This is a genomic window from Nonomuraea sp. NPDC003804, from assembly GCF_040610675.1.
Lineage (GTDB): Bacteria > Actinomycetota > Actinomycetes > Streptosporangiales > Streptosporangiaceae > Nonomuraea.
The window spans coordinates 26,169-38,381 of record NZ_JBEXMT010000015.1 but is presented as its reverse complement, the minus strand read 5'-3'; the positions used below and the strand labels follow the sequence as shown (position 1 = coordinate 38,381).

Here is a 12,213-nt window from a genome sequence, read left to right as displayed (position 1 = left end):
CGTGAGGCGATGATCATGCGGCGGAGCAGGGCGAGCATGTCGTCGAAGCTGGGCTGGCTCTTGGTGCGGTACCAGGGAGCGCGTCGGCGGTGCTCGGCGACGACGTCGGCGGCGTGATGAGCATGGCACCGCCTGTCCTGGGAACGTGGGCGGGGCTGCGGTCCAGCTGGTCGACGTGCAGGTAGGCCTGGGTGGTGCGCGGGTCGGTGTGGCCGAGCAGGGCCTGCACCACGTCGAGCGGTTCGCCGGCGTGCAGCAGCGCGGTGGCCACGCTGTGCCGGATGGCGTGCGGGGTGAGGGTGTGCGGGTCCGGGATGCCGGCGGCGCCCGCGAGCCGCTGCAGCAGGCGGTGGCCTTGAGCACCGCGAGGATGGCGGCGGTGCGGGCGGATTCGTGCGCGACCGCGTGCACGACCAGGTCGTCCAGCTGGGCTTCGGTGAGGTAGCGGCTGGGCTTGCCGGCGCGTTTGGGCAGCTCTCCATGCGATGGAACGGGTTGCGCGCCGCGGCGTCGGCCCGCTGAAAGGCAGGCGTACCAGCTGGAGCAGGCCGACAGGCGGCGGCGCCGGGTGCCGGCGGCCAGGCCGGCGTGCCGCACGGCGGCGGCGTAGGTGTCGGCCTCGATGAAGGAGACGTCGCGCAGGTCCAGGCCGCGGGCCTGGATGCACCACAGCCACCAGGAGACGTCGCGGATGTAGCCGTCCTGGGCGCGATCTGGCCCACCCACGTCCCTCCGTGGAGCCCCGGTGCCTCGGCGGCTGGCTGTGCCGCCATCGGGACCCCCTGGGGGGCGCTCGGGGCGCGAGCGCCCCCCAGGGGTGGGGTGGATCAGTATCCGGGGACGTTTACCCGGAACGGTCGGCCGTCGAGGGAGCCGGTGACGGGGGTGGTGTCAGTAGCGGTGAAGGCCTTCCACTGCAGCGTGACCTTGTGGGTCGCGCCGTCGGGGCCGGTGACGGTGAGGTTGGCGGTGGCTTCGTCGCCGGCGACCTTGGCAGTGCCGGTGGCGGCGAGGTCGGCGACGTAGCGGACCTTGTCCAAGGTGATCGTGCCGTCTGTACCGTTGGTGACCTTCCCGCCGCGCAGCCCGGGCTCGGTGTCCGGCCGCGAGGCGCGATGCGGGTTGTGCAGAGCTACCGTGTCGGCGGCGGTGGCGAACGCAGCCGCCACGAGTGTGCGCTGCGGAGTGTCGAGCCCGCCGCCGCGGGCGGCCGGTACTGCTGCCGCGGTCGCAGGGAAGCGACCGTGTGCCTGGTAGTTGGCCATCGTGCACGACGTGTCGGACACCCGCCCCGGGTTCTGGATGAACCGGTGCATGATCTGTCGCGCGCACTCGCCACCCGGCCCACGGCCCTCGACCGCGGGGTTGTGGTACCCGGCCTGGACGGTGACCGCCTGGCCGCTGGGGAATGCCCGCGCCGCGGTGCGTGCACCCATGATCGCCTTCGGGTCGAACTCGCCGGCGACGGCCAGCATCGGCACCGCCGGCCGGCGCGGCACGATCGCGTTGTTCTCTCGCGGGGTAGGCCAGCCTGCGCAGAAGTCTGCACCGCTGGCCGCCTCGGCGAGGGTGAACGGCGCGTACCGGTTGCGCTCGGCATGCCAGGTCTCCAACTGGCGGCGCCGGGTCGCCTCGTCGGCGGTGCGGTCGTACGGCCAGCGCGGGTCGGAACACAGGTACGCCGTCGTACCGGCCCTGTCCGGTGACTCCTTGGACGGCGCTTTGGATCCTGCACCTTTGTTGCCGGCCAGCGGGGCGGCCCGGTCGAGCACGCGGCGCAGCGGGGCCGGGTCGCCGTCCAGGTATGCGGCGGTGGCCGCGGTCGCGTCGGTGGCGAGGGCTGGATCAGAGGTCGACCGCAGCGCCCCGAGCAGTCGCTGCGGGGTCAGCGCGCTGTCGCCTTCGGCGCGTGTCTTCCGCACCACCGCTTCCCAGCGCGCCTGCGGGTCGCCGCCGGCGGTTCGGCGGCAAGCCGACGATCGCCGGCAGGCGCGGGCGTAGTGGTCGATGGCTTCCTGGATCTCCTTGCCTTCCGACTCGCCGAGCTGCCACCGGCCGGCCTGGTCGATTGGTCCGATCATGCTCTCGATGTACAGGGCGCGCACTCGGTCCGGGTAGCGGGTGGTGTAGGCCTGTCCGCTCAGCGCGCCCCAGGACGATCCCACGACGGTGACCTTGGACAGGCCCAAAGCCGCGCGCACCGCCTCCACATCGGCGACGTACTGGTCGCTGCTGAAGAACTGGGCCCTGTCGCCGATCTCACGCGCGCACTGGCTGACCGACTCCGGCTTCCCCTGCTGCAGCGCCTTGCACCGCAGCGGCGCGGATTCGCCCATCCCGCGGAACTCCACGATCATCATGTCCGAGTGGTCCAGCAGAGGCTGGAAGACCTTCCCGAAGGAGTCGACGCGCTCGGCGTTGGGTCCGAGCGGGGCCGGACCGCCGGGCATCGCCAGGATCGAGGTGCGGGCTGGGCGCGATCGGTCGGCCCGCGGGATGTACCCGAACCTGATGGTGATCTTCTCCGAATGCGGATCCTGCCAGTTCAGCGGGACGGTCAGGGTGCCGATACACCGGCTGGTCGCGGTGGCGCATTCGTGCCGGCCGCCGGCCGCCGCCGTGGCGACCGCCGCCGGCACGGCGGCGACCAGCACCACCAAGCCGACCAGAATCGTCCTCAGTACACGCATGTGGCCTCCGCCCAAAGGACTCCGGGAATCCGATGGGGCGCTGTTCGTGCTGGTTCGCTGTGGTTCATGTCATGAGTTGAGCCAGCGTGGGTGTTGCCAGCGCGTATGCGGTTTTCGATATGCCGACGATATGCGTCGGCTCGTAGCCTCGGGAGCATGCGCGTGTTGATCGTCGAGGACGAGCCCTTCCTGGCAGAAGTCATCCGCGATGGCCTAAGTCTGGAAGCGATCGCTGCCGACCTCGCCGGTGACGGTCACACCGCTCTGGAACTGCCGAGCATCAACGCCTACGACATCGCCGTCCTCGACCGCGACATCCCCGGCCCCTCCCGCGACGAGATCGCCGAACGCATCGTCGCCTCCGGCAGTGGCATGCCCATCCTCATGCTCACCGCCGCCGACCGGCTCGACGACAAGGCCTCCGGGTTCGATCGGCGCCGACGACTACCTCACCAAGCCCTTCGCGCTCAAGGAACTCGTGCTCCGTCTCAGAGCGCTCGACCGCAGGCGCGCCCACAGCAGGCCACCCGTGCGAGAGATCGCCGGCCCGCGTCTGGATCCGTTCCGCCGCGAGGTCTACCGCGACGGCCGTTACGTCGCGCTCACCGGAGACAGTTCGCCGTGCTCGAAGTCCTCGTCGCGGCCGAAGGCGGTGTCGTGAGCGCTGAAGAACTCTTGGAGCGAGCGTGGGATGAGAACGCCGACCCCTTCACCAACGCCGTCCGCATCACCGTCTCGGCACGGCGCAAACGGCTCGGCGAACCCGGGATCATCGCCACCGCCGGCGGCGCCGGGTACCGCATCGGCACTCAACCAGACACCCGGACGTGAGGGAGGAGACCGTGGATAGAGCGCCTGGGTTGAGCGTTCGCCTCAAACTCACTCTCAGCTACGCCGGCTTCCTCATGCTCGCAGGCGCCTTGCTGCTCGCCGCCGTGTTGGTCTACTTCCTGCGAGGCCTACCCGATGATGCGGTCTACACCACCGGTGACTTGATGATCGACCGCTCCGCCATCATGCGTTCGTTCACTCCGGTCGCGGCCATCGTGTCGGCGTTCCTGCTGGTATTCGGTCTCCTGGGAGGATGGATTCTCGCCGGCCGGATGCTCGCCCCCCTGACCCGCATCACGGACGCTACACGCATGGCCGCGAACGGGTCACTTTCCCACCGGATCCAGTTGGAAGGCCGCAAAGACGAGTTCCGCGAACTCGCCGACGCCTTCGACGCCATGCTCGTACGACTTGAAGCACACGTCGCCGAACAGCGGAGATTCGCCGCCAACGCCTCGCACGAACTGCGCACCCCCCTGGCGGTCTCGCAGTCACTTCTCGATGTCGCCCGCAGTGATCCGACACACGACCATGGCGAACTCGTCGACCGGCTTCACACCGTCAACGCTCGAGCGATCGACCTCACTGAGGCGCTACTCGCGCTCAGCCACGCTGGCCAGAGGTCCTTCACGCGAGAACCTGTCGACCTGTCCCTACTCGTGGAAGAGGCCACCGAAACGCTGCTCCCGCTCGCCGAGAAACGCGGTGTCACCATCGATACCTCCGGTGACATCACCCCGGCTGTCGGGTCGCAAGCGCTCCTGCTGCAGATGACGACGAACCTTGTGCACAACGCCATCGTGCACAACCTGCCCGAACAGGGCACTGTTTGGGTCAAGACCAGCGTCCGCCCCGAGACCGTGGTGCTCACTGTCGAGAACACCGGCGAGAAACTCTCCTCGCAGCTGGTCTCGACACTCACCGAACCGTTTCAGCGCGGCACCGAACGAATACGCAACGACCACGCAGGCGTCGGCCTCGGCCTGGCGATCGTCAAGAGCATCACCCAAGCACACGACGGATCCCTCACGATCATCCCGCGCCCTGCGGGCGGACTCCGTATCGTCGTTCAACTGCCTACCCCCCACCACCACATGCCGCCAAACAGTCAGGTACCGCAAACCTGGTCACGTACGGCCACATAACCGGATTAGCCGAGAGAACTCCGCAACCGCGTAGCCTGACGGCCCCGATAAGAAAACCTTCCAAGATTTCACGTCGTCGGCGTCCTCGTCGCCGTCGTCCGGCGCGGCTCGCGGCCGGTCGAGCAGGATGATCCCGGACGTGGTGAGGGCGTCCGGCTCGCCTGCCGCGCGGGGTCGGAGGCGGGTCGATGCTCTGGAGCGTCTCCGCCGGCTCGATGCTCATCGCGCGCCCCTGGCCGAGGTCGCCCCGAGCGGCAGGTGGCGGACGGCAGGCCGGCCGCCGGTGGCGCCGCCGCCCACGGCAGTGATCAGCGTCGACCGGGTCCGGTCGATCTGGGTCATGAGCCGGCTCGACCGGAAGCCGTCGATCAGCCCGAGCACTGCCGCATGAGCATGCTCTTCTCCCAGCAGTCACCGAAGTCGTAGCGGTGGCCGAGCCGGTCGCCGGCCTCGCAGCTCGACGTCGCCGGCGTCTGGGGTGATGGGAAGACGGTCGCGGCCGACGGCTCCCAGATCGGCACCTGGGAGGACAACCTGCTGGCCGAGACCTCCATCCGCTACGGCGGCCATGGCGGCATCGCCTATCGGCTCGTCTCCAACACCTACATCGCGCTGTTCTCCCGCTTCATCCCCTGCGGGGTGTGGGAGGCGGTCTACTTGATCGATGGGCTGCTGAAGAACGCCTCCGACATCCAGCCCGACACTGTCCACGCTGATACCCAAGGCCAGTCACTGCCGGTCTTCGGTCTCGGCGCCCTGCTCGGGTTCGACCTGCTGCCACGCATCCGCAACTGGCATGACCTGGTCTTCTACCGGCCGGATGAGCAGGCCCACTACCAGCACATCGACTCCCTGTTCGGGGAGGAGGCGGTCGACTGGAAGCTGGTCGAGACCCACTGGAGCGACCTGCTGCGAACCGCGATCTCGATCCGCGAGAACAAGCTGTCATCGGTGACGCTTCTGCGCCGCCTGGGCAACCACTCCCGCAAGAACCGCCTGTATCGCGCCTTCCCTAGCTCGGCCGCGCCATCCGCACCGTCACCCTGCTGCGCTACTGTCCGAGCCGGCCCTGCGTGAGCAGATCACCGCCATCACCAACCGTACCGAGGCCTTCCACGGTTTCGCCGACTGGCTGGTGTTCGGCGGCAGCTGATCAGCCACAACGACCCCGACCACCACGAGAAGGTCGTCAAGTTCAACGAGCTGCTCGCCAACTGCGTCATCTACTCCAATACTCCAACGCCTGCGACCTCACCGACGCCGCCGACGCCCTGGCCGCCGAAGGCCATCCCGTCGACCTGGACGACCTGGCCACCATCTCGCCCTACATCACCCACACCATCCGCCGGTTCGGCGATCGGACCCTCAACCTCAGCCCGCCGGCCAGGCACCCGCCACCCGGCTGGACCTGGAACCGCGTGTCCTGTTCGGAGCTTCACCCGCCCCCTGACAGCGGCATAAATGCACTCGCTCGATCCACCGGGGGCCCGCTAGTGTCGCGCGGATGAGCACCGTTTCTCTGCCTCTGCTCTGGCTGTCGGGGCCTACGGGTGTCGGGAAGTCCACGGTTGGCTGGGAGGTGTTTGCGCAGCTGAGTCGTGCCGGCGTCAAGACGGCGTTTGTCGACGCTGACCAGATCAGCCTGTGCTACCCCATGCCAGAGGGCGTGACGCATCGCCTCCGCGCGCGGAATCTGGCTGCGATGTGGCCGAACTTCCGGCAGGAAGGGGTGCAATGTCTGGTCCTTGCGGGCTTCGTTGACACTCCCGAGGAGGTTCGTGAGTACACCGCCCTTCTTCCTGAGGCCACGTTCACCGTGTGCCGGCTGCGCGTCGATAGCGCTGAGCTCAAGGAACGGTTCCTCGCGCGGGGATGGCGTCCGGATCTGGTGGAGGAGGCGGTCGTTGAAGCGGAAGCCCTGGAACGCAGTGACTACGCCGACGTGTGCGTGGATACGGGCGGCTTAGTGGTGTCCGAGGCGGCCCGGCTGGTCTGTGAGCGTGTGGGGGGATGGCCGGGTATCCTCCCCGCCGCGACGTTCCACAGTGTCGTCGACCCGCAGCACCCCCCGACCTCGGTGGATGCCGCACCCGTTTCCGCGCCGGTACCCGTGCTGTGGCTGTGCGGTGCTACGGCGGTTGGGAAGTCGACGGTCGGCTACGAGATTTTCATGCAGGTCTACCGGACCGGCGTGCGTGCCGCCTATGTCGATGTGAAGCAGATCGGGGCGCTGCGTCCCGTCGCGGACGACGACGTGGACAGCCATCGCCTCAAGGCCCGCAACCTCGCGGCCATCTGGGCGGGACATCGTGCGGCGGGTGCCCAGTGCCTGATCGTCTCCGGGGAAGCCGACTCCGACGACATTGTCCGCGGCTACGCCGAGTCGCTGCCCGGAACCGCCTTGACCGTGTGCCGCTTGCATGCGGGGCCAGAAACGCTGGCCGAGCGCGTCGCGCAACGTGGCAGGGGAGGCGGGCCGGCCCTACCGGGTGATGAGCTGAAAGGGCTGAACTCGGACACCCTGCACCGTATCGCCGAACGAGCGGCGTTCGAGGCCAAGGCGCTCGACAGCGCCGGGGCAGGTGATCTGCGCGTTGACACCGACGGTCGGTCGGTGAAAGCGGTGGCCGCGGACGTACGGGCTCGCGGCGGCAACTGGCCGAATCTCTTCCCCTGAACGCAGTCCAGCAGGGTCAGCCGCCACGGACAGCGAAGAGCCCATACCGATCACGGTAGCCGGGCGCACTCCCGCACAACGATGCGTTGGAAGGTACGTTCGCGGGCACGCCGTTCGCCATGCGGCTGCGCTACACCCGCACGTGGGTGCATACCGACGAGCACGGCCCACGCCAGTCCGGCATAACGTCACTCCCGCCTGCGCTATCGTTCATGATCGTGTCGATGTGGTTGAACCTGGCGAAGATCGATGTCGAGCTGCTGGAATCCGTTCGGGCGAACCCCGACCTGATCGGCGCGATCTTCTTCGACGACGGGCAGGCGCCCGTCGGCTTCCATCATGAAGCCGATATGTTCGGAGATGACTACCGAACCCTCGATGCCGTCGCACAGGGCCGAGCCGAGGCCGAGCATGAGAGTGCGCAGTGGCGGGAGTGTTATCCCTGGCTCGCGGCGGCGACCGGCGAGACCGGTGAGAACGACGTGGAGGGCTACGAGTTCGACTACGGCCCGGCGTTCGTCCTCGATCCCGGCCAGGTGACGGCGATCGCGCAGGGCCTGATGGGCGAGGGATGGGGATTCGGCGTCGCTCGACGGGACGCGGCGGACGGCGCTTATGAGGGGTTTGAGGACCTCGGGCCGTTCTACGCGGCGGCGGCACGAGAGGGCAAGGCCATCGTGGGCGGGGTGAGCTGACCCGCTGCCGTAGCCACCGCACCGCTTCCGACGGGCTTTGCATCAGAGCCAAAACCTGTGGCCGTGCCTTCCTGGGCGCTCGTAAGGTGCCGACCATGGTGGAAAAGACATCCGGAGGGCGCGCCCACGCCGATGATGAACGTCGGCCAGGGGCCGCTCATCTGGCCGTGCGCGGCGGCCGCCACCAGCGCGCCCATCCGGCATGAGCCGCCCAGCACGAAGGTCCGCGCCCAGAACCGCTCCCGTTCCTCGGGTTCTCCGGGCCTGACGTGCAGGAGGGCGTGCGCGCGCGGCGCGAGAAGCGGCCGCCGAGCTTCTAGCTGCGGAAACGGCCCTCACGGGCGTAGACGCAGGTGCCGCCGCCGCAGGACGGGTCGGCGTTCCAGGCGTCGTCGTAGGAGACCGTGCGGTGCCGCTTGATCGCGCCCGACTTCACCACGGCCTGGTGGTGCCCCGGCGGCACCAGGCCCTCGAAGTGCTTCACGAAGTTGCCGAGGATGTTCCTGTAGTAGATCCGGTGCCGGGCCCAGAGGTTGCTCGGCGAGCTCTGCGGGGTGCAGTTGGCGACGTAGCTCTCGGCGATGCTCTGCTTGAAGCCGCCGAAGTCGAACGTGCTGTATGACTTGGCCGGCAGGCCTGGCACCCCGTCGTCGTGCCAGAGCGTCCAGCCGAAGGGCGACCAGGTGCAGGTCGACGTGCCGGAGCGGACCGCGCTCGCCGGGGCGGTCAGGCCGCCCGCCGTGACCGGCTCGCTGGTGATCCTGCGCCGCTGCAGCTCGGCGGGCAGGTCGGCGCCGTGGGCCTCGACGAGACGCCGGGGGACCGCGACGTCGGGCGGGGTGATCTCCAGATAGGTCTCCAGGAGGGTGTCCTCGTCGTCACGGGCGATGAGGGGGGCGCGACCGATCATTCCGGTCTGGACCATCCCGACCTCGTCGGACGGGACGCTGTCGGTGAAGGTCACCGACAGCCCGGTCGTGTAGTCGAGTTGAGCTAAGACGATCTCGCGGTCGGACTCCTCGGCGGCGGCAGGGGCCACGGCCGTGGCCATGGCAGGGGAGGGGGCGAGAAGCACGGCGGCGGCGATGGCCGCCACGAATGGGCCGAATCTCATGCGGGCTACGTTAGGAAGGGATCTTTCAGTTGCCTTAAGGTGAGCTCAGCGCATGCTCATTCTGACCTACGTGCCGGAAATGCCCTCCGATCGGGTCCGTGCGATGAGCCCTCAAAGTAACTCTCAGTAACTTAGTCGCTGCGGGGATGTCCTCGGCGAGGTGATCCTGAATCCGCACCGCGCACGGGAGTGTCAGGTCGGCGTGCCGTCGTTGTCGGCGAGGATGCGGTAGACGCCGGCCATGGAGGCACCTCGTCCTGACACGTTCCCCGGGCTCGTCATCGCATGCCATCGCAACCCCAAGAGCACGCTGGCCTGCGGTTCGATCCTTAGCGTTACTACCGGCGAGTAGATTCCCCGGACCCCGAACGAGCGCGACGGGTATTGAGATGATCTCAGTGACCCGGTCACGATCCAAGGCGATCACGGCGCCGGACCGCCCAAAGCCGGATGTGCAGACGACTACGGTGATGAGGCCAAGGCGTCACTGTACGGACGACTCCGCCAATGCCTGCCCGCCAAATCAAAACAACAGCGCGAGCGCCGGACCGGGCTGTCCTTCGACGAGCTCAACCATGTACGGCACGCCTCGGCCTTCGCACCACCGATCCTGATGTTTGCTGACACGGGCGACACGGGGGTGCCGATCGGGCCCGCGCTGGAGCTCGCCAGAGCCCGGCCCGATCTCGTCACCCTCGTCCAGACCTGCGGCGGAGGGCACGTGGGTCATGGAATGTGAATCCCGCCGCCTACGAGAAGGCGTTGGAGGAGTTCGTCACGCGACCTTGGACTCCGGCGCCTTCCAGGTGTTGCACGCGCCCGGAGTGCCCTTGGTGTAGCCCTGCGTGAACCAGTAGAGGTCGTTGGCGCTGAGCTTGTCCTTGCTGAAGCGGTCGCGCCAGTGCTTGTCCTTCGGCGTGGGCTCCTCGGCCTTCAGCGTGGCCTTCCAGTTCTTCGACTTTGCGCCCAGGGCCTTGAGCGTCACGCCGGACAGGCACAGCCGCTGCATGTCGAAGCGACGCCCCTGCTCCTCCAGCTGCTTCTGATCGGCGTCGTTCGGCATGCCCCAGTAGGCCGCACCGATGCCCGTCTGGCCCATGACCACGCCGCTCCAGGCCTGGGCGACCTGGGTGAGGATCGGCAGGTCGTCCTTGGCACTGATCCAGTCGGCGTCGAGCTGAATCTGGAGCTGGGTGTAGCAGCTGGTGGCGAACGAGCCGGTGATCTCTATGCCGTTGTAGCAGGAGCCCTTGTCGTGAGTGGCCTTGATATCGGTCTTGACCGGCTTGAAGTCGGGGATGAACGGCCCCCAGGCGTCGTTCAGGCAGCCGACGAGGGTGTTCAGGTATGTGGTGGTCGAGGACTTCGTCGTGCCTTTGCTCAGCTTGCAGCTGATCTTGGGGAGCTTGCCCTTCTTGTACAGGGCGTTGTGGGTCAGCTCGGGGACGCCCTTGACCGGGTAGGCGGCTGCCGCACCGGAGAACGCCATCAGTCCGGCCGCCGTGGCAGCCAGCACGCGGATCATCATGAAGCGGGATGTTAGGGGCGAAGGCTTGGCGCGGTCTACACAGATCAGGAGACCTTCGAGCTGGGCACCCTTCAGGTGTTCCAGGCGCCGGGGCCGCCCGCCTGGTAGCCTCGCGCGAACCAGCGGCGTTCGTCGCCCTTCAGGCTCGTCTTCAGCGGGCGGCCGGGCGCCTTGTTCGAGGCGCCTGCCAGGCAGACTCTCCGCAGGAAGTGACGGCGGTCGAGCTCCTTCGGTCGGCGCGGTCGTCCATGTCGAAGAACGCCCTCTGGATGCCGGTTCGATGTCGACCGAGGTCTTCTTCGTTCCCCAGACCCTGTCCAGGCAGGCGACTCAGAAGTCAGGCCTGGCGGCCGGCTGGCCGCCGTTGCTGGCGGATTTCTGCTGGGCGTTCCGAGGCTGCTGTTCAACCAGGCCGTCGCCGTGTTGCCGGTGGGCGAGACAGCTCTGCTGTTCAACCTGATCCCCGTGCTGGCCGGACCACCTGGAGCGGGTGCGGGCCGCCTGTGGGACGCGTGAGCGCGCCTGCCGTACCGGCGATGCTCAGGACGGGGTGTGCCGGCCCGTCAGGCTGCGTGAATGGGCCGTCCGGTAGTGCGAGGGCGGGATGCCGTACCGGCCGACGAAGGCCTGACGCAGCGACTCCGCCGAGCCGAATCCACACCGTGCGGCCACGACCGGCATCGGCAGCGACGTCTCTTCCAGGAGGTGGGCGGCCGCCTCGATCCTGGCACGGCGGACGAACTGCCCGGGCGCCTGGCCCAGGTGCTCCATGAACAGGCGCGTCAGATGCCGCACGCTGACGTTCGCGACGGCCGCCAGCGCGGCCGTGCTGAGATCGCCGCCCACGTTGGCGTGCGCGTGGTCGACGACCCGCCTGACCACGTCGTGGTCGGGCGGCGGCGCCTCGGTGAAGATGCTCATCTGTGCCTGGTTGCCCGGCCGCTGCAGGTAGGTCACCAGCTCACGGGCCAGCAGCCGGGCCAGGCCGGCCCCGTGATCCTCCTCGACCAGCGCCAGCGTCAGGTCCAGCGCGCTGGTGATGCCCGCCGACGTGGCCACGGCGCCGTCCCTGATGTAGATCGGCGCGGGATCCACGACGGCCTTCGGACTGCGCTCGGCGAGGTCGCGCGCGAAGCGCCAGTGCGTGGTGACGCGCTTGCCGTCCAGCAGCCCGGCGGCCGCCAGGATGCTCGCGCCGGTGCAGACCGAAGTGGTGCGCCGGCTCACGCCCGCCAACCGGCGCACGTGGCCCACGATCACCGGGTTCGCGGCGGCTCGGGTGTGCCCCCAGCCGCCGGAGACGAACAGCGTGTCGAGCGGCCCGGTCACCTTCTCCAGTGCCTGCTGGGCGTTCAGCGTCAAGCCCGTGGCGCAGTCGACGGGACGGGCGCCCGGGCTGACCACCACCGTCCGGTACGGCTCCCGTAACGAGCCGATCACGTTCGCCATCGCCAACGTGGTGGTGACGCAGGCGATGTCGAGCAACTCGGCATCCTCGTAGGCCACCACCGCCATCGGACGTTCCCGCATGTG

General features: G+C 68.4%; 11 protein-coding genes and 2 pseudogenes. 6 read left to right on the top strand and 7 right to left on the bottom strand.

The genetic code is table 11. The annotated features are described in order from the left end of the window. Positions 1–13 precede the first annotated feature (13 nt). Positions 14–667 carry a tyrosine-type recombinase/integrase gene (locus ABZX22_RS21220; RefSeq protein ID WP_354911999.1) on the bottom strand — a complete coding sequence of 218 codons (654 nt, stop codon included), beginning with the start codon at positions 665–667 and terminating at the stop codon, positions 14–16. 160 nt (positions 668–827) lie between these two features. Further along, a complete protein-coding gene (locus tag ABZX22_RS21215; RefSeq protein ID WP_354911561.1) occupies positions 828–2,690 on the bottom strand; it encodes an alpha/beta hydrolase in 1,863 nt (620 codons plus the stop codon). Between the two features lie 156 nt (positions 2,691–2,846). Here ABZX22_RS21215 and ABZX22_RS21210 point away from each other — a divergent pair. After that, positions 2,847–3,521, top strand: a pseudogene (locus ABZX22_RS21210) (response regulator transcription factor). Positions 3,522–3,550: 29 nt separating this feature from the next. Beyond that, positions 3,551–4,666, top strand: coding sequence for a HAMP domain-containing sensor histidine kinase (locus ABZX22_RS21205; protein ID WP_354911558.1), 1,116 nt, complete (start codon positions 3,551–3,553; stop codon positions 4,664–4,666). 219 nt (positions 4,667–4,885) lie between these two features. Here the strand turns inward: ABZX22_RS21205 and ABZX22_RS21200 are convergent, their stop codons facing one another. Then, the gene (locus ABZX22_RS21200; RefSeq protein ID WP_354911556.1) at positions 4,886–5,047 is read right to left on the bottom strand and encodes a hypothetical protein; all 162 of its coding nucleotides are present in this window, start codon (positions 5,045–5,047) and stop codon (positions 4,886–4,888) included. Continuing rightward, the gene (locus ABZX22_RS21195) at positions 5,035–5,187 is read right to left on the bottom strand and encodes a hypothetical protein (RefSeq protein WP_354911554.1); all 153 of its coding nucleotides are present in this window, start codon (positions 5,185–5,187) and stop codon (positions 5,035–5,037) included. The genes ABZX22_RS21200 and ABZX22_RS21195 overlap by 13 nt, the downstream gene beginning before the upstream one ends. On the opposite strand from ABZX22_RS21195, the pseudogene ABZX22_RS21190 reads away from it, so the two are divergent. The 3 genes and pseudogenes from ABZX22_RS21190 to ABZX22_RS21180 form a co-directional block, all read left to right on the top strand. Continuing rightward, a pseudogene (locus tag ABZX22_RS21190) lies at positions 5,177–5,743 on the top strand (Tn3 family transposase); the annotation flags it as partial. The gene ABZX22_RS21195 and the pseudogene ABZX22_RS21190 sit on opposite strands and share 11 nt — an antisense overlap. Before the next feature lie 427 nt (positions 5,744–6,170). Next, positions 6,171–7,343, top strand: a complete 1,173-nt coding sequence (locus ABZX22_RS21185; protein WP_354911551.1) for a hypothetical protein — start codon at positions 6,171–6,173, stop codon at positions 7,341–7,343. Between the two features lie 86 nt (positions 7,344–7,429). After that, positions 7,430–8,038: a hypothetical protein gene (locus ABZX22_RS21180; RefSeq protein WP_354911549.1), complete on the top strand. Its 609-nt coding sequence runs from the start codon at positions 7,430–7,432 to the stop codon at positions 8,036–8,038. A 316-nt stretch (positions 8,039–8,354) separates the two neighbouring features. Here the strand turns inward: ABZX22_RS21180 and ABZX22_RS21175 are convergent, their stop codons facing one another. Continuing rightward, positions 8,355–9,152 carry a hypothetical protein gene (locus tag ABZX22_RS21175; protein WP_354911546.1) on the bottom strand — a complete coding sequence of 266 codons (798 nt, stop codon included), beginning with the start codon at positions 9,150–9,152 and terminating at the stop codon, positions 8,355–8,357. Between the two features lie 613 nt (positions 9,153–9,765). Between ABZX22_RS21175 and ABZX22_RS21170 the strand changes: the two genes are divergently transcribed. Continuing rightward, complete coding sequence (locus ABZX22_RS21170; RefSeq protein ID WP_354911544.1) at positions 9,766–9,891, top strand: hypothetical protein; 126 nt, start codon at positions 9,766–9,768, stop codon at positions 9,889–9,891. Between the two features lie 36 nt (positions 9,892–9,927). Here ABZX22_RS21170 and ABZX22_RS21165 read toward each other — a convergent pair whose 3' ends face one another. Next, entirely contained in the window at positions 9,928–10,680 is a 753-nt protein-coding gene (locus ABZX22_RS21165; protein ID WP_354911541.1) for a hypothetical protein, read from the bottom strand. 540 nt (positions 10,681–11,220) lie between these two features. Then, on the bottom strand, positions 11,221–12,210 hold the full coding sequence (locus ABZX22_RS21160) for a helix-turn-helix domain-containing protein (protein ID WP_354911538.1): 990 nt from the start codon (positions 12,208–12,210) through the stop codon (positions 11,221–11,223). Between the last annotated feature and the right edge of the window lie 3 nt (positions 12,211–12,213).